The sequence below is a fragment of the Rhodococcus sp. MTM3W5.2 genome, assembly GCF_001984015.1.
Taxonomy (GTDB): domain Bacteria; phylum Actinomycetota; class Actinomycetes; order Mycobacteriales; family Mycobacteriaceae; genus Rhodococcus_G; species Rhodococcus_G oryzae.
In genome coordinates, this window is record NZ_CP019572.1 from 3080001 (window position 1) to 3096802 (window position 16802).

Consider the following 16802-nt stretch of genomic DNA (forward strand, 5'->3'; position numbering starts at 1 on the left):
GCCGCTCGTGTACCCCGAAGGGCCTTACCGCTCGACTTGCATGTGTTAAGCACGCCGCCAGCGTTCGTCCTGAGCCAGGATCAAACTCTCCGTTGAAGACTCTAGATTTCACAGGCGAACCTGCTAATCAGTCATAGACATCGAGTCAAATCACTAGCATTCAAAAACTCAAACTAGCTTCAAACACTGACCCCTCTCCGACGGAAGAAGGAAAAGAGCCAGCAAATACCCACACCAAATGGTGTGGAGTACCAAAATTTGGCACTGACATTCATCGGCACACTGTTGAGTTCTCAAAGAACACGCACACACCATCACCACCGAGAAACTCGTTCTCGGCCGCTCCGGGGCAACTGTTCCAGCCTATCTCATCGAGCAGACCCGGTCAAAACCGGCCCCGCCACAGTAAGAAGGCAGTGAAGCGCAACCGATCGAAACCGGCTACAACTCCTAGGATTGTCTGGCGCCTACGTCCAACCTCGTGTCCCGCGCCTCTCGGCCGGGTCGGTGTCCGTGTCGCTCTGACTCGACAAAAGTTACGCGAACAAGAACACAGCGTCAAATCCCCAGGTCAGCTGCGCGTGTCGCGGAACTCCCGCAGGTCGCGGGCCGCGCGCACCGCCCTGGGGGCGCGAATCCATCGAATCACATCGATGTGACCCGCGCCACCCCTGACGATCGACTCAGGCGGGCAGTACCTGGATGCCGGCGAAGTTCCGCTTGCCGCGACGGATGACCAGCCACTGTCCGTGCAGCAGATCGGTGGCCTGCGGCTCCCACTCCTCGGCGCTGATCCGCTGGTTGTTCACCGAGGCACCACCCTCCTTGATGGTGCGTCGCGCCGCACCCTTGCTCTCACAGAGACCGCTGGTCACCAGCAGGTCGACGATGGTCGTCGCGTCGCCCGGCCGCACCTGCGCGACGGCCGCCTCGGTCAGCGCCGCGGCGAGGGTCGACTCGTCCAGCTCGGCCAGCTCGGCCTTGCCGAACAGCGCCTGGCTGGCGTGCTCGACGGCGGCGGTGTTGTGCTCGCCATGCACCAGGGTCGTCATCTCGGCCGCGAGCCGGCGCTGTGCCGCCCGGGCCTGCGGCCGCGCGAGCGTCTCCTGCTCAAGCTCGGCGAGCTCCTCCTGGGTGAGGAAGGTGAACCAGCGCAGGTACCGGACGACGTCCGCGTCCGCGGTGTTCACGAAGTACTGGTACCAGGCGTAGGGACTGGTCATCTCCGGGTCGAGCCACAGGCTGCCGCCACCGGTCGACTTGCCGAACTTCTTGCCGTCGGCCGAGGTGACCAGCGGGACCGTGAGCGCGTGCACCGACTCCCCGTCGACCCGTCGATTGAGCTCGACGCCCGCGATGATGTTGCCCCACTGATCGGACCCGCCGACCTGGAGCGTGCAGCCGTACTCGCGGCGGAGCTGCAGGTAGTCGTTCGCCTGCAACAGCATGTAGCTGAACTCGGTGTACGACATGCCGTCCGAGTCGAGCCTGCGCTTGACCGTGTCCCTGGCCAGCATGACGTTGACCGAGAAGTGCTTGCCGATATCGCGTAGGAAGTCGATGGCGGTCAGCTTGCCGGTCCAGTTCATGTTGTTCTCGATCACGGCTGCACCGGGACCCTCGAACTCGACGAAGCGCTCGAGCTGGGCGCGGATGCGGCCGGCCCACTCGGCGACGGTGTCGGCGGAGTTCATGGTGCGCTCCCCCACGTCGCGCGGATCGCCGATCAGTCCGGTCGCACCGCCTGCGAGCACAATCGGCCGATGGCCGGCCATCTGGAATCGCTTCAGCGCCAGCAGCGGCACCAGGTGCCCGGCGTGCAGGCTTGGACCGGTCGGGTCGAAGCCGGCATAGAGCGTGACCGGACCGGCATCGGCGTCGCGGCGCAGCGCGTCGAGATCCGTGGATTGCTGGATGAGGCCACGCCAGTGGAGTTCGTCGATGATGTTCTCAGTCACGTCCTCGATTCTCCCGTACCAGGGACGACGGACGCACGCGGGCTGCGGCGGTACGCGGAAACCGCTGACGAGGTGGGATCCCACAGTCGCCAGGGCCACTCGGCCGCCCGGCTCACCCCGACGCGTGGCCCCTCCTCATGATCGAGCAGCGGATCGAGCCGCAACCTGATCGCGGACCCTCTGGCGAAAAGGTCGGTTCCGTTGTCCGCCAGGGTGATTCCGAGCGCCTGCCCGAGGTTTCCCGGTCCCCTTGCCAGGTCGCGATGGCGCTTGTCCGGACCACGGCGCCGCCGCACGATGTCCTCGCCGTCGATCACCTCGGCCGCCCTGAGCAGGACAGCGCCCGCGGTGCCGACGCCCGCGCAGGAGACGTTCATGCACAGATGAAGGCCGTGACTGAGGTAGACGTACAGCCTGCCCGCAGGCCCGAACATCACGGCATTGCGTTGAGTCGGCCCTGGATAGGAATGCGCGGCCGGATCCGGCCACGGCCCCGCCGGGTCACTGCCGTACGCCTCGACCTCCACGACTCGCATCGTGACCCCGCCCGCGCTGAGTCGGGCCCCGAGCACCAGACGTGCCGCCGTGAGGGGATCCGCGGCGGCCAGCTCTCGCTCCGACATCTCGCCGATTGTGCCTCGAAGTCGTGCCCACCGGGGTGTTGACACCCACCCACCATGGGCAGAGAATTCATCCAAGGATGATTTCATCACTCGATGAAATGAGGCTTCGATGCCCGGATCGACGACCCGCCCAGCGATCGAGATCTCCGATCTCGTCATCCGGCGAGGCAGAAACGAAGTGCTGCACACGCTGAACCTGAGCGTCAAGAGCGGATCCATCACCGGGCTGCTCGGCCCATCGGGCTGCGGAAAGACGACACTGATGCGGGCGATCGTGGGGACCCAGATCGTCGAATCGGGCTCGGTCACCGTGCTCGGCGAACCCGCCGGATCGGCCTCGCTGCGCCACCGGGTCGGGTACGTCACCCAGTCCCCCACCGTCTACCTCGACCTCTCGGTCCGCGACAACGTCCGGTACTTCGCCGCCCTGTACGGCCGCCCGGCGGCCGCCGCGGCCGAGGCCATCGACGCGGTGGCGCTCGGCGGCTACTCGGACCAACAGGCCGGACAGCTCTCCGGCGGCCAGCGCGCCCGCGTGTCCCTCGCCTGCGCACTGGTCGGGAACCCCGAACTGCTGATCCTGGACGAGCCGACCGTCGGGCTCGATCCGGTGCTGCGCGCCGACCTGTGGGATCAGTTCGCCGACCTGGCTGCCGCGGGCACCACGCTGCTCGTCTCCAGCCACGTGATGGACGAGGCCGAGCACTGCCCGGAGCTGCTGCTCATGCGCGAGGGCAGCCTGATCGCCCAGCTCAGCCCCGACGAACTGCGTACCGAGACCGGGCAATCGAGCCTCGAGCACGCATTCCTCACCCTGATCCGCACCCGCACCGTAGGAGCGCAGCAGTCATGAACGCGCGGATCTACACCGCCAGCACCGGACGGATTCTCCGCCAGCTCCGTGCCGACCACCGGACGGTCGCGATGATCCTGCTGGTCCCCGCACTGCTGATGACGCTGCTCTACTTCCTGTACGTGAACGTGCCGACGCCACCCGGCCAGCAGCCGTTGTTCGATCGGATCGCGGTCACCATGCTCGGGATCCTTCCGTTCGTGGTGATGTTCCTGGTCACCTCCATCGCGATGCAGCGCGAACGGAGCTCGGGCACCCTCGAACGACTCCTCACCACGCCAATGTCCAAGCTGGACCTGCTCGGCGGCTACGGCACCGCGTTCTCGCTGGCCGCCGCGGCGCAGGCGATCGTCGCCTGCCTGGTGACGTTCGGGCTGCTCGGCCTGACCACCTCGGGGAGCGTCGGGCTGGTCGTGCTGATCGCGGTGCTCGACGCGACCCTCGGCGTCGCGCTCGGTCTGCTCTGCAGCGCCTTCGCCCGGACCGAGTTCCAGGCGGTCCAGTTCATGCCGGTGATCGTGATCCCGCAGCTGTTCCTGTGCGGCCTGCTGGTGCCCCGCGACCAGTTGCCGCAGTGGCTGGAATGGATCTCGAACGTGATGCCGCTGAGCTATGCCGTCGAGGCTTTGCAGCAGGTCGCGCGGTACCCCGGCAGCACCGCGGTGATGTGGCGCGACCTCGGCGTTGTCGCCGGCTTCGCGGTCGTGGCCCTGTGCCTCGCCGCGGCGACGCTGCGCAGGCGAACGCCATGACCTCTCGCGGCCCCGCCACGACGGCGGCGCGGTCCGGACGCAGGCCCGGTAACCCGGACACCAAGGAACTCATCCTCACAGCTGCCCGGAATCAGTTCGCGGACAGCGGTTTCGAGAGGACCTCTGTGCGCGCGATCGCCGCGGAGGCCGGTGTCGACTCGGCGCTGGTGCACCACTACTTCGGCACCAAGCGCGCGCTGTTCCTCGCCGCGGTCGACATGCCGGTGGATCCCCAGGTGATCCTGGGCGCGGTGCTCGACGCCCCGATCGAGGAGATCGGCGAGCTCCTGCTGCGCGGCGTCCTCGGGGTATGGGAGTCGCCGCAGGGCACCGCCGTGCTGGCCGCCTTCCGCGCCGCCATCTCCGGCGAGTCGACCGGCCTGGTGAGCAACTTCCTCACCGAGGTCATCCTGCGCGAGCTCGTCGGGCGGTTCGACGACCCACCGGGAAGCGGCCCGCTGCGGGCCACCCTTGTCGCATCGCAACTGTCCGGACTGCTGATCACCCGGTATCTGCTCCGGCTCGAACCGATCGCCTCGCTGTCCGTCGACGAGGTGGTCGTCCTGATCGGACCGACGGTGCAGCGCTACCTGACCGGAGCGGTGACCTGACCTAGTCGGTGGCAGGTCCGGTGGCGCGCGCGAGCAACGCCTCGTGCTCGTCGTCGCCCACCGTCCGCGCCTCGTCCACCAGCAGGACCGGGATGCCGTCCTCGATGGGGTAGGCGCGGTGCAGCCGAGGGTTGTAGAGCAACTCGTCGTCGACGAGCAGCAGGGGACCCTTGTCCTGCGGGCAGGCCAGGATGCTCAGCAGGGTGGGATCAAGCGCCACGGAAAGGTCCTCTCGAGCGTGCGAAGGGCGGGGGTCGGCCACAGCCGATGTCGTCGGTAACGCTACCCGGCTATCCGGTCAGTGCCCGACTCCCCTGCTCCTTCAGCTCCGCGATCACCGCCCGGGTCAGGCGGCGATAGCCGTCCTTCTCCGGGTCGTAGTACCACGAGCGCACACCGGGCTTGGGCAGTCCGGCCGCCTTGAGGGCGCTGCGCCTGGGCCGGTACGAATTGCTGATTGCGATCTCCGGGACGACGTGGATCAGGTCCGGGCGCTGCGCGGGTTCGAGATCGGCCAGGGCATCCGCCAGATCGACTGCGCTGAGCGAACTGTCGGGGAGCAGCGTCAGCGCGGCCACCGCCAGCTCCTCGTCCCCGACGGCGACCCCGTAGGCCACCGCGTTGTCCACGCGCTCGATCCCGCCGAGGGCGTCGACGATCGGCTGCCCGAACACCGGCCCGCGCTTGGCCCGGACCACGGCGTCCTTCTCGTCCATCATCCAGTAGTCGCCGTCGGCGTCCATGGTGAACAGGTGCTCGGTCGGCACCCAGGCATCGCCTGCGCCGAACACCCCGCGCATGGCGCCGCTGATCGCCTCGTTGTGGGTCGCGTGACCGAGCAGCAGCCCGACCTCCCCGACACCGCACTCACGAACCAGCCCCTGCTCGTCGACCAGGTATTCGCCCCGGATCGGGTCGTACGCGGCGATCCGGACCGGGGTGCTGCCGGGCAGCGGGCGTCCCTTCGAGCCCGGCTTGGCACCCGAGACGTTCGCGAGGACCACCGCGCCCTCGGTGGAGGCATAGAACTCGAGCACCTGAGCCGGCTCGAATCGCTCCATCGTCCGCAGCCACAGCCCGCGCGGCATGCCCGAACCGATGAACAACCGGATCGGGTGCCCGGGGCCGATGGGCAGGTCCTCGCAGTTCACCAGCTCACGCATCATCGTCCACGTGTAGGCGACCACGGTCACGCCGTAGCGGTGCACCTCGGCGGCGAACTGCGCGGGATCGAGTCCCCTGGTGAGCGCGATCCTGGATCCACCGGCGATCGCGCCGCCGAGCGTGGCCAGGAGTACGGACGAATGGTAAAGCGGGGCAATCGAATACACCGTGTCACCACGGCCCAGGTTCGCCGCGGTCGCGGTGCCGAAGGCGGACAGCGCCCAGCGGTGATTGGTGATGTGCTTCGCCTCGAGATGGCCGCCGGACCGGCTCAGCAACACGAAGGCGAGCTCCTGTGCGCGTCCGGGATTCGGTCGGTACCACGCGGGCAGCTTCACCTTCGACGGGTCGATCTTCTCCAGATCGATTGTGGCCGAGTCCGGTTCGGTGTCCAGGACCCGTGACTCGCCACCGCCGAGGACCAGCACGTCGACCCCGAGCGAGGTCGCGGAACGCAGATTGTCCGGGTCCGTGATGATCGTCTGGACCCCGCCGAGGCGCACCGACGCGGACAGGTCGGCGGTCGGCGGCAGCATGACGACGACGGCGCCGATCCGCGACAGCGCCGCGATCGCGATGAGCGCGCTCGGCCTGGTCTCCATGAGCACGCCGATGCGCTCCGCGGGACGGACACCCGTCGAGATCAGCCCCCGCACCACGTTGTCGATCCGGGTGTTGACGGCCTCGTTGGTGTACACGCGATCGTCGAACAGGAAGCATTCGCCCTTGGGCGACTTGGCGCCGGCCTCGGCCAGCAGCTTGCCGAGCGAGATCGTCGTGTGCGGCTGGATCTGCCCGAGCCGGGCCAACCGGGGCAGCACCCGGATCGCCTCGGCGGACAATTCCCTTGTCCCACGCATCGTGTGCGAGGTGATGTCCAGCACGCCCCTGGTGATCCCGACGCCCACCTCGGCGATGGACGCCCCGGTGTGCAGGATCCGGTCACTCACCGAGACCCCGGTCTCCGTCGCCGGCTGATCCTCATAGGTCATCTCGTCGACGGTCTCGGGGCGGGGGCCGAGCCCCTCCCGCCAGCGCACCCATTCGCCCGCCGTCGGCCAGGTCTGGGTGGCCGCGGCGGACCCGACGACGAGCCCGAAGTGGCCTGCACGCAAGGTGGACTCGAAGACCTCGGCACGCGGTGCCGCCTTCCTGATCCCGCGCACCGCCACCGGCTGGCCGATGTCGTCGACCTCACCCACGAAGGCCAGGATCGGGCAGCTCAGCTCCGCGAGGGTGACCAGTCGCTCCTGGATCACGAAGCCACCGGACATCATCCGGTTGTGCACGATGAACTGCTTGAGCAGTTCCGCGACGGCCGGGCCCGACCAGGCGACCCATCCCTCCGTGGCAAGGAAGCGCCGCTGCTGCTCGCGCGGCAGCAGGGCCTCCCGATCGTGCAGCTGACGCAGGAAGTCGAGCCTGGACTTCGCGGTCTTGACGGGGTCGAGCAACTGAAAGCCCGTGCGCGCCATCCATCCCGCGATCGAGAGCCGGGTGAACACGTGATCGGCGAGGAAGTCGGCGGCCCTGGTCGCGACGCCCTCGGGGATGCCGAGCGGGAGCGCCGCGAGCGTGTCGACGGGCGCCCCGAAGGTGATCACACTGGCCAGGTTCTTGCACCGCCGATAGGCCGCGGCCTGGTAGCAGAACATTCCGCCCTGGGAGTATCCGGCGAGGTGCACGTCCCGGCCGGTGTGCTCGTGCACCCGGTCGATGATGTCGCTGATGGCGACGACGTGGTCGGCCAGTGTGCGGTTCCAGCCGCCGTCCTCGCTGTCCGGCGACCCGAAGTCGACCACCCACGGATCGAGACCCATCGCATGCAGGACTCCGACCGCGCCCTGGTCCTGCGCGACGTCGTACACGTCCGCCGACATCATCATCGGCGGCACGAGCACGATCGGCGGCCGCGAGCCGTCGGTGGCCTCGTCCGCGAAGTACCGGCGCAGCCGGAACATCGGCTCCCGTTCGACCACCCGGAACTGCGAGGGACGGGCTTCCGTCTCCAGGCCACCCAGCCGAATCACCTCGAGGCCGTTCTGAGCGGTGGCCACGACACGACGCACCGAGCCGTTCAGAACCTCTGGATACCAACTCACTTCTGCGTCCCCCAAGGGATGATCGATGGTGACTCAGGTCACACTATATTCCCCGCGCGCAGCCGGTGAACGCACCCCGCCGCACGCTCTCCTTCGGGGTCACCTACCTGTCGATCCAGGCACGCCGCACGCGCGAGGACTCGCGGACGCCGCCGAGCTGACGGGCGACCTGTACACCGGCGGTTCCACCCCGCGCGTTACGTGAGGCAATCGAACCGGCGACCGTGAGGACCTCCCGCACCGCGGGGTCAGCGCCGGATCCACTGCCGCCAACTCCTCGTCGGTCAGCTCCTCGAGCCCGACTCCCCTGCCCTCGGCCACCCGGACGCAGGCACCGGCCGCCTCGTGCGCGACCCGGAACGGAACCCCCTGCCGCACCATCCATTCCGCGATGTCGGTGGCGAGCGTGAACCCGGCCGGGGCCAGCTCCGCCATCCGGTCGGTGTGGAACTCGAGGGTCGAGACCAGTCCGGTGATCGCGGGCAGCAACAGCTCGAGCTGCGCCACCGAGTCGAACACCGGCTCCTTGTCCTCCTGCAGATCCCGGTTGTACGCCAGCGGCTGAGCCTTGAGCGTCGCCAGCAGGCCGGTCATGTTTCCGATCAGTCGGCCCGCCTTGCCGCGCGTCAGTTCCGACACGTCCGGGTTCTTCTTCTGCGGCATGATCGACGAACCGGTCGACCAGGCGTCGGCGAGCGTGATGTAGCCGAACTCAGGGGTGCTCCAGATGATGACCTCCTCGGCCATCCTGGAGAGGTCGACCGCGATCATCGCGAACACGAACGCCGCCTCCGCCGCGAAGTCCCGCGACGAGGTGGCATCGATGGAGTTCTCCGCGGAGGAGTCGAAGTTCAGCTCCGCCGCGATGGCCTCCGGATCGAGCCCGAGCGACGAACCCGCCAGTGCCCCCGAGCCGTACGGGGACACCGCCGCCCGCTTGTCGAAGTCCTCCAGGCGCTGCACGTCGCGCAGGAGCGGGTGCGCGTGCGCCAGCAGGTGGTGCGCGAGCAACACCGGCTGCGCGGCCTGCAGGTGCGTCTTGCCGGGCATCACCGCGTCGGGATGCGCGGCCGCCTGGGTGGCGAGGGCGTCGACAACGTCGAGCACCCCCGCCGCCACCCGGCGGGCCGCGTCGCGCAGCCACATCCTGAACAGGGTGGCCACCTGGTCGTTGCGGGAACGGCCCGCGCGCAGGCGTCCCCCGACCTCGGTGCCCACCCGTTCGATCAGGCCACGCTCGAGGGCGCCGTGCACGTCCTCGTCTGAGTCCGCAGGCACGAACGCCCCGCTGGCCACGTCGTCCGCCAGACGGGTCAGCCCGTCGAGCATCGTCGCGAGGTCGGCGTCACTGAGCAGGCCGGCCTTGTGCAGCACCCGGGCGTGCGCCTGCGAGGCGCGCACATCGTAGGGCGCGAGCACCCAGTCGAAGTGCGTCGACTTGCTCAGCGCGGCCATGGCCTCGGCCGGACCGGAGGCGAACCGGCCGCCCCACAGGGCGCCTTCATTCGTACCGTGCGAACTCTCCGACATGCCTACAGACCCAGGTCCCGCTTGGCCGCGACCTTCGAGGACAGGCCGTGGATGTTGACGAAGCCCTTGGCGTAGGACTGGTCGAACGAATCGCCCTCGTCGTAGGTGGCGAGGTTGAAGTCGTAGAGCGACTCCGGGCTGCGACGTCCGTTGACGGTGATCGCGCCACCGTGCAGGAACAGCCGGATGTCACCGGTGACCCGCTCCTGGGTCTTGGCGACGAACGAGTCCAGCGCGTCCTTGAGCGGGGAGAACCACAGGCCGTCGTAGACCAGCTCGGACCAGCGCTGCTCCATCTGACGCTTGTAGCGACCGAGCTCGCGCTCGAGGGTGACGTGCTCGAGCTCCTGGTGGGCGGTGATGAGCACCATCGCGCCGGGAGCCTCGTAGATCTCGCGGCTCTTGATGCCGACGAGACGGTCCTCGACCACGTCGAGGCGGCCGACGCCCTGGGCGCCCGCGCGCTTGTTGAGCTCCTGGATCGCCTCGAGCACGGTGACCGGCTTGCCGTCGATCGCGACGGGCTTGCCCGCCTCGAAGCTGATGATCAGCTCGTCGGGTGCGTTCCAGTTGACCGTGGGGTCCTGGGTGTAGTCGTAGACGTCCTTGGTCGGGGCGTTCCACAGGTCCTCGAGGAACCCGGTCTCCACGGCGCGGCCCCAGACGTTCTGGTCAATCGAGAACGGCGACTTCTTGGAGACGTTGATCGGGATGTTGTTCTCTTCGGCGAACTTGATCGCCTTCTCGCGGGTCCACGCGTAGTCGCGGACCGGCGCGATGACCTCGAGGTCGGGCGCGAGGGCGCCGAAGCCGACCTCGAACCGGACCTGGTCGTTGCCCTTGCCGGTGCAGCCGTGCGAGACGACGGTGCCACCGTGGGCGCGCGCGGCCTCGACGATGTGCTTGACGATCAGCGGCCGGCTGATGGCCGAGACCAGCGGGTACCGGTCCATGTACAGCGCGTTGGCCTGGATCGTCGGCAGGCAGTACTCGTTCGCGAACTCGTCGCGGGCGTCGACCACGACGGACTCCACCGCGCCGCAGTCGAGGGCACGCTGACGCACGACCTCCATGTCCTCGCCGCCCTGGCCGAGATCGATGGCGACGGCGACGACCTCTTTGCCCGTCTCCTTGCCGATCCAGCTGATGGCCACTGAGGTGTCCAGCCCGCCCGAGTAGGCGAGTACGACGCGTTCAGCCATGGTCTTTGTGCTCCTTCAGGTTGTAACTCTTCACAAGATCTTCAGTTGTCAGCCGGCGGATTCGAACCCGTCAGGCGAGTTTCTCGATCATCTCCGCCAGCTGTGCGCCGGTGAGTGGTTCGCGGGCGATAACAAGAATGGTGTCATCCCCGGCAATGGTTCCGACAACCTCGGGCAGCGAAGCCCGGTCGAGGGCGCTCGCGAGGTAGTGCGCGGCGCCCGGCGGCGTCCGCAAGACCGCCAGGTTTCCACTGGCATCGGTGGAGACAAGCAGCTCGCCGAGCAGCCGCGAGAGCCGGTCGGTACCCCCGGACACCCCGCGGACCGGACTGCCGTCCTCGGGCACGACGTAGACACCCGCGCCCCCGTCCGCGGCCCGCAGCTTCACGGCCCCGAGCTCCTCGAGGTCGCGCGACAGCGTGGCGTTGGAGACCTCGATGCCCTCGGCCGCGAGCAGCGCCGAGAGCTCCGGCTGGCTGCGCACCTCGTGCACCGACAGCAGCGCGGTGATCCGGGCCTGCCTGCCCGCTCGGGTCGGCGCGACGGCGACCTTCGCCGACGCGACCGCCATCGGCTTGGCGGTGGTCACGGCCGGTTCCCCGGTCCACCCTGCTGCTCGAGCAGCCACACCAGTAGCGCCTTCTGCGCGTGCAGCCGGTTCTCCGCCTCGTCCCAGACCGCGCTCTGCGGCCCGTCGATCACCTCGTCGGTGATCTCCTCGCCGCGGTGCGCCGGCAGGCAGTGCAGCACCGTCGCGTCCGGGGCCGCGTGCGCCAGCAGCGCGGCGTTGATCTGGAACGGCCGGAACGGTCCGACCCGGTCGAGGCCGTCGTTCTCCTGGCCCATCGACGTCCACGTGTCGGTGACCAGGGCGTCGGCACCCTTGGCGCCCGCGACCGGGTCGTCGGTCAGCGTGATCGTCGCGCCGGTCTGCCCGGCGCGGGACCTGGCCGCCTCGACGATGTAGTCGAGCGGCGCGAAGCCGGCAGGCGCGGCGATCGTGACGTCGATGCCCGCGGTGACGCCGCCGAGCAGCAGCGAGTGCGCCATGTTGTTGGCACCGTCGCCGAGGTAGGTCAGCTTGAGGCCCTTGAGCTCGCCCTTGCGCTCGGCGAGCGTCTGCAGGTCCGCCAGCACCTGGCACGGGTGGAACTCGTCGGACAACGCGTTGACGATCGGCACCGTCGCCCCCGCCGCCATCTGCTCGAGCCGCTTCTGCCCGAAGGTGCGCCACACCACCGCGTCGACGTACCGCGAGAGCACCCGACCGGTGTCCTGCAGCGTCTCCTCGCGACCGAGCTGGGTGCTGCGGCCGTCGACGACGACCGCGTGCCCGCCGAGCTGGGCGATGCCCATCTCGAAGGAGAAGCGCGTCCGGGTGGAGTTCTTCTCGAAGATGACACCGACCCCCCGCGGGCCCTCCAGCGTCCGCTTCGCGAACGGGGACCGCTTCAGCTCCGCGGCGAGCGCGAGGACCTCGGCCTGCTGGGCGGGCGTGAGGTCGTCGTCCCTCAAGAAGTGCTTGATGGTCGTGCTCATTTCTGTTCCTCCACCACATCGAGGATCGCGGGCAGTGCCGCGACGAATCCGTTCGCCTGCTCCTCGGTGAGGATCAGCGGCGGCGCCAACCGGATCACACCGGGCGCCGGCGCGTTGACCAGGAACCCGGCGTCACGGGCCGCGGCCTCGACCGCGGGAGCCACGTCCCGGGTCAGCACGACGCCGAGCAGCAGGCCTGCACCGCGGACGTGGTCGACCAGCGGGTGACCCAGGTTCTCGATCCCGTGCGTGATCGACTTGCCGAGGGTGTCCGCGTGGCTGATGAGGTCCTGATCGGCGACGGTCCGCAGCACGGCGAGCGCGGCCGCAGCGCACACCGGGTTGCCGCCGAACGTGGTGCCGTGCTTGCCGGGCCCGAACAGCTCGGCCGCCGCACCGGTCGCGATGCAGGCCCCGATCGGCATGCCGCCGCCGAGACCCTTGGCCAGGGTCATCACGTCCGGCACGATCCCGACCGCCTGGTGCGCGTAGAACCAGCCGGTGCGGCCGATCCCGGTCTGCACCTCGTCGAGGACCAGCAGCGCGCCGCGGTCCGCGGTGATCTGCCGGGCCGCGGCCAGGTAGCCGTCGGGCGGCACGACGACGCCGCTCTCCCCATGATCGGTTCCAGGAACACCGCGGCGGTGTCGGCGTCGACCGCCCGGTCGAGCGCCTCGATGTCGCCGTAGGGCACGTGCGAGACGCCGGGCGGCATCGGCTCGAAGGGCGCCCGCTTGGCGGGCTGGCCGGTGAGCGCGAGCGCCCCCATGGTGCGGCCGTGGAACGCATTCTCCGCGGCGATGATGTTGGGCCTGCCGGTGGCCCGCGCGAGCTTGAACGCAGCCTCGTTGGCCTCGGTGCCCGAGTTGCACAGGAACACCCGGCCGTGCACATCCCCCGTCGCTCCGCTCGCCCCGTGTGCACCGAGATGCGCGAGCAGCTGCTCGGCGAGCGCGATGCCCGGCTCGGTGGCGTACAGGTTGGAGGTGTGGCCGAGCGTGGAGAGCTGCGCGGTGACGGCCTCGACGATCGCGGGGTGAGCGTGTCCGAGGATGTTGACGGCGATCCCGGCCAGCAGGTCGAGATACTGCTTACCGTCGGCGTCCGTGACCACCGCGCCCTCGCCGCGGACCAGGGCCAGTCGCGGGACCCCGTAGGTGTCCATCAACGCGTTCGACCAGCGCTGCTGCAGAGGTTCGGTCATCACTGCCCTTCCTGATTCGTATGGGTGACCATGGTGCCGATGCCCTCGCCCGTGAGCAGCTCCAGGAGCACCGAATGGGCCACCCGGCCGTCGATCACGTGCGCGGACGACACTCCGCCGTGCACCGCCCGGAGGCAGGCCTCCATCTTGGGGACCATCCCGGCGTCGAGTTTGGGCAGCAGCAGTTCCAATGCGGCCGAGTCGATCTCGCTGGCGAGGGAGGAACGGTCGGGCCAGTCGGTGTAGAGGCCCTCGACGTCGGTGAGCATCACCAGCTTCTCCGCGCCGATCGCCTCGGCAAGCGCCGCGGCCGCGGTGTCGGCGTTGATGTTGTGCACGACCCCGTCCGCGTCGGGCGCGATCGTGGAGACCACCGGGATCCGGCCTGCCTCGATCAGGTCGAGCACCGCGTCCGGGTTGACCGTGGTGACATCGCCGACGAGCCCGATGTCGGTGGCCACCCCGTCGACCTGGACCGTGCGCCTGGTCGCCGTGAACAGGTGCGCGTCCTCGCCCGAGATCCCGACCGCGTACGGGCCGTGGCTGTTGATCAGTCCGACGAGCTCGCGACCCACCTGGCCGAACAGCACCATCCGGACCACGTCCATCACCTCGGGGGTGGTGACCCGGAAGCCCCCGCGGAACTCGCCCTCCATGCCGAGACGCTTGAGCATGGCATTGATCTGCGGGCCGCCGCCGTGCACCACGACGGGGTGGATGCCGACGGTGCGCAGGAACGCCATGTCCGCGGCGAAGGCCCGCTTGAGGTCGTCGTCGACCATCGCGTTGCCGCCGTACTTGACCACCACGATCTTGCCGTGGAACCGCTCCAGCCAGGGCAGCGCCTCCGCGAGGACGTGCGCCTTCTCGGTGGCGGTGATGTGCTCGATGCTGTCGATGTGCCCGGTCATGACGAGTACGCCGAATTCTCTTCGACGTACGCGTGCGAGAGGTCGGTGGTCCGGATGGAGACCTCCGCATCACCGACGCCGAGCTCGATCCGCAGCGCGATGTCGATGCCGGAGAGGTCGACCTCCCTGGCGCCGGGCGCGCCGACCCCGTCGATGCAGACCGGGTTCCCGTTGAAAGACACCGAGATCCGATTCGGGTCGAGCTCGATCGGGGCGATACCGACGGCAGCGAGGACGCGACCCCAGTTCGGGTCGGAACCGAACAGCGCCGTCTTGACCAGACTGTCGCGGGCAACGGTCCGCGCGGCAACGAGCGCGTCCTGCTCGGAGGCCGCACCGGACACCGTGACGGTGACCCGCTTGGTCACGCCCTCCGCGTCGGCCATCAGCTGGTCGGCCAGGTCGTCGCAGACCGCGAGCACGGCGGCGTTGAGCTCTTCCTGGCTGGGCGCAACGGAACTCGCACCAGAGGCGAGAAGAAGCACGGTGTCGTTGGTGGAGGTCGCGCCGTCCACGTCCAGCCTGTCGAAGGACAGCCGGGTCGCGTTGCGGAGCGCCTCGTCGAGCTGCTCGGCGGTGGCGATCGCGTCGGTGGTGACGACGCAGAGCATGGTGGCCAACGCGGGCGCGAGCATGCCCGCACCCTTGGCCATGCCACCGACGTTCCACTTGTTCGTGTGGTGCAGCGCAGCCTGCTTCGGCACGGTGTCGGTGGTCATGATCGCGTAGGCGGCGTCGGTGCCGCCGGAGATCCCGCCCGCCAGTTCGTGCACGATCTCGGTAACGCCCGCGAGGAGCTTGTCCATCGGCAGCCGGTCGCCGATCAGTCCGGTCGAGCACACCGCGACCTCCCCTGCGCCGGTCTCGGTGCCCCAGTCGCTCAGCGTCGCGGCCACGTGCTCGGCGGTCTGATGGGTGTCCTGGAATCCGGGCGCGCCGGTGCAGGCGTTGGCACCGCCGGAGTTCAGCACGACCGCGCGGAGCCTGCCGCCGGTCAGCACCTGCTGGGACCACAGCACCGGCGCGGCCTTGACCTTGTTGCTGGTGAAAACCCCGGCGGCGGCGGTGTCCGGGCCCTCGTTGAAGACCAGGGCCAGATCCTGGCGTCCGCTGACCTTGATGCCCGCCGCGATGCCTGCGCCGCGGAACCCGGCGGGCGCGGTGACGCCCTGGGTGCGCACGAGCTTGCCGCCGGCGACGGCGACCGAGTCGGGGATGACGGGGGTGGTGTTCACGGGGCTACTCCCACTGTCGAGAGACCATCGGTCTCGGGCAGGCCAAGGGCAAGGTTCATCGATTGCACGGCGCCGCCCGCGGTCCCCTTGGTGAGGTTGTCGATGGCGGCGATGACGACGAGCAGGCCCGCGTCGGCGTCGACCGTGACGCCGATCTGGGCGGCATTGGATCCGATCACCGCGCCGGTCTGCGGGAAGACGTGCTCGGGCAGTACGTGCACGAAAGGCTCATCGGCGTAGGCCTTTTCGTACACCGCGCGGGCCTCCGCCTCCGTGACGGTGGTCGGCGCGGTGCAGGTGGCCAGGATGCCACGGGGCATCGGCGCCAGCACAGGGGTGAAGGACACGGTGACCTCGGTGCCCGCGAGGGGCGAGAGGTTCTGGATGATCTCGGGGGTGTGCCGGTGCACGCCGCCGACCCCGTACGCCCTTGCCGACCCCATCACCTCCGACCCGAGCAGGTCGGCCTTTGGCGCGCGGCCCGCGCCGGAGGTGCCACTGACTGCGACCACGGTCACCCGCGGCTCGACGATCCCGGCCGCGACCGCGGGGCGAGGGCGAGGCTGGCCGCGGTCGGGTAGCAACCGGGGACCGCGATCCGGGTCGCACCGACGAGCTTCTCCCGGTGGCCCGGCAGCTCCGGCAGGCCGTACGGCCAGGTCCCGGCGTGCTCGCTCTTGTAGTACTTCTCCCAGTCCGCCGCACTCGCCAGCCGGAAGTCGGCGCCGCAGTCGATGATGACGGTGCTCTCCGGCAATTGCTTGGCGATCTCGGCCGAATTGCCGTGCGGCAGGCCGAGGAACACCACGTCGTGGCCGGCGAGCTGCTCGACGGTTGTCGGCTCGAGGACGCGATCGGCCAGCGGCAGCAGATGCGGATGGTGCTCGCCGAGCGTGCTGCCTGCGTTGCTTCCCGCTGTGAGCGCACCGATGGTCAGCGAGCCGTCGCGATAGGCGGGGTGACCCAACAGCAGTCGGAGGACCTCACCGCCCGCGTAGCCGCTCGCACCGGCGATGGCGACCCGGATCGGCGTGGATGCCGGGCCTGAGGGAGCTGCAGAAGTGACCATACGATTGATTATGCATCATCATGCAAGCCCATTCATAGCCAGGGCGGCG

General features: G+C 69.1%; 12 protein-coding genes, 1 rRNA gene and 3 pseudogenes (1 of these 16 only partly in view). 3 read left to right on the forward strand and 13 right to left on the reverse strand.

Annotated features, from left to right (window positions below; translation table 11 throughout):
• The 3 genes from BTZ20_RS14005 to BTZ20_RS14015 all read right to left on the reverse strand — a co-directional run.
• Positions 1 to 96: ribosomal RNA gene (locus BTZ20_RS14005) — 16S ribosomal RNA — on the reverse strand (it extends 1419 nt beyond the left edge of the window).
• 587 nt (positions 97 to 683) lie between these two features.
• Positions 684 to 1958: a tyrosine--tRNA ligase gene (tyrS, locus tag BTZ20_RS14010; protein ID WP_077041787.1), complete on the reverse strand. Its 1275-nt coding sequence runs from the start codon at positions 1956 to 1958 to the stop codon at positions 684 to 686.
• Positions 1955 to 2581 carry a DNA-3-methyladenine glycosylase gene (locus BTZ20_RS14015; protein WP_083742677.1) on the reverse strand — a complete coding sequence of 209 codons (627 nt, stop codon included), beginning with the start codon at positions 2579 to 2581 and terminating at the stop codon, positions 1955 to 1957. Before BTZ20_RS14015 ends, tyrS begins: the two co-directional genes overlap by 4 nt.
• Positions 2582 to 2690: 109 nt before the next feature.
• Between BTZ20_RS14015 and BTZ20_RS14020 the strand changes: the two genes are divergently transcribed.
• Genes BTZ20_RS14020 through BTZ20_RS14030 form a run of 3 tightly spaced genes read left to right on the forward strand, consistent with a single transcriptional unit; the run spans position 2691 to position 4797 of the window.
• Positions 2691 to 3434 (forward strand): ABC transporter ATP-binding protein, encoded by a 744-nt coding sequence (locus BTZ20_RS14020; RefSeq protein ID WP_077041789.1) that lies wholly within the window; start codon positions 2691 to 2693, stop codon positions 3432 to 3434.
• A complete protein-coding gene (locus BTZ20_RS14025) occupies positions 3431 to 4186 on the forward strand; it encodes an ABC transporter permease (RefSeq protein ID WP_077041790.1) in 756 nt (251 codons plus the stop codon). The genes BTZ20_RS14020 and BTZ20_RS14025 overlap by 4 nt, the downstream gene beginning before the upstream one ends.
• Complete coding sequence (locus tag BTZ20_RS14030) at positions 4183 to 4797, forward strand: TetR family transcriptional regulator (protein WP_077043709.1); 615 nt, start codon at positions 4183 to 4185, stop codon at positions 4795 to 4797. Before BTZ20_RS14025 ends, BTZ20_RS14030 begins: the two co-directional genes overlap by 4 nt.
• A gap of 1 nt (position 4798) precedes the next feature.
• On the opposite strand, the gene BTZ20_RS14035 is transcribed toward BTZ20_RS14030, so the two are convergent.
• The 10 genes and pseudogenes from BTZ20_RS14035 to argC all read right to left on the reverse strand — a co-directional run bounded on the left by BTZ20_RS14035 (position 4799) and on the right by argC (position 16753).
• Positions 4799 to 5017, reverse strand: coding sequence for a Trm112 family protein (locus BTZ20_RS14035; RefSeq protein WP_077041791.1), 219 nt, complete (start codon positions 5015 to 5017; stop codon positions 4799 to 4801).
• Between the two features lie 70 nt (positions 5018 to 5087).
• Positions 5088 to 8063 (reverse strand): acyl-CoA synthetase, encoded by a 2976-nt coding sequence (locus BTZ20_RS14040; protein ID WP_077041792.1) that lies wholly within the window; start codon positions 8061 to 8063, stop codon positions 5088 to 5090.
• 103 nt (positions 8064 to 8166) lie between these two features.
• Positions 8167 to 9593: pseudogene (gene argH / locus BTZ20_RS14045) on the reverse strand (argininosuccinate lyase).
• A gap of 2 nt (positions 9594 to 9595) precedes the next feature.
• Positions 9596 to 10795, reverse strand: coding sequence for an argininosuccinate synthase (locus BTZ20_RS14050; RefSeq protein WP_027503207.1), 1200 nt, complete (start codon positions 10793 to 10795; stop codon positions 9596 to 9598).
• 70 nt (positions 10796 to 10865) lie between these two features.
• On the reverse strand, positions 10866 to 11366 hold the full coding sequence (locus tag BTZ20_RS14055) for an arginine repressor (protein WP_037178083.1): 501 nt from the start codon (positions 11364 to 11366) through the stop codon (positions 10866 to 10868).
• Between the two features lie 14 nt (positions 11367 to 11380).
• Complete coding sequence (gene argF / locus BTZ20_RS14060; RefSeq protein WP_077041793.1) at positions 11381 to 12334, reverse strand: ornithine carbamoyltransferase; 954 nt, start codon at positions 12332 to 12334, stop codon at positions 11381 to 11383.
• Positions 12331 to 13538, reverse strand: a pseudogene (locus BTZ20_RS14065) (acetylornithine transaminase). The gene argF and the pseudogene BTZ20_RS14065 overlap by 4 nt, the downstream one beginning before the upstream one ends.
• Positions 13538 to 14449 carry an acetylglutamate kinase gene (gene argB / locus BTZ20_RS14070; protein ID WP_077041794.1) on the reverse strand — a complete coding sequence of 304 codons (912 nt, stop codon included), beginning with the start codon at positions 14447 to 14449 and terminating at the stop codon, positions 13538 to 13540. The pseudogene BTZ20_RS14065 and the gene argB overlap by 1 nt, the downstream one beginning before the upstream one ends.
• Positions 14446 to 15684: a bifunctional glutamate N-acetyltransferase/amino-acid acetyltransferase ArgJ gene (argJ, locus tag BTZ20_RS14075; protein WP_077041795.1), complete on the reverse strand. Its 1239-nt coding sequence runs from the start codon at positions 15682 to 15684 to the stop codon at positions 14446 to 14448. The genes argB and argJ overlap by 4 nt, the downstream gene beginning before the upstream one ends.
• Positions 15681 to 16753, reverse strand: a pseudogene (gene argC, locus BTZ20_RS14080) (N-acetyl-gamma-glutamyl-phosphate reductase). Before argC ends, argJ begins: the two are co-directional and overlap by 4 nt.
• Positions 16754 to 16802 lie beyond the last annotated feature (49 nt).

Bases quoted from the DNA above. Each gene is read 5' to 3' on its own strand.
- BTZ20_RS14030 (WP_077043709.1), top strand. From the start codon at position 4,183: ATGACCTCTCGCGGCCCCGCCACGACGGCGGCGCGGTCCGGACGCAGG.
- BTZ20_RS14050 (WP_027503207.1), bottom strand. From the start codon at position 10,795: ATGGCTGAACGCGTCGTACTCGCCTACTCGGGCGGGCTGGACACCTCA.
- argF (WP_077041793.1), bottom strand. From the start codon at position 12,334: ATGAGCACGACCATCAAGCACTTCTTGAGGGACGACGACCTCACGCCC.
- BTZ20_RS14020 (WP_077041789.1), top strand. From the start codon at position 2,691: ATGCCCGGATCGACGACCCGCCCAGCGATCGAGATCTCCGATCTCGTC.
- BTZ20_RS14025 (WP_077041790.1), top strand. From the start codon at position 3,431: ATGAACGCGCGGATCTACACCGCCAGCACCGGACGGATTCTCCGCCAG.
- BTZ20_RS14015 (WP_083742677.1), bottom strand. From the start codon at position 2,581: ATGTCGGAGCGAGAGCTGGCCGCCGCGGATCCCCTCACGGCGGCACGT.
- argB (WP_077041794.1), bottom strand. From the start codon at position 14,449: ATGACCGGGCACATCGACAGCATCGAGCACATCACCGCCACCGAGAAG.
- BTZ20_RS14055 (WP_037178083.1), bottom strand. From the start codon at position 11,366: ATGGCGGTCGCGTCGGCGAAGGTCGCCGTCGCGCCGACCCGAGCGGGC.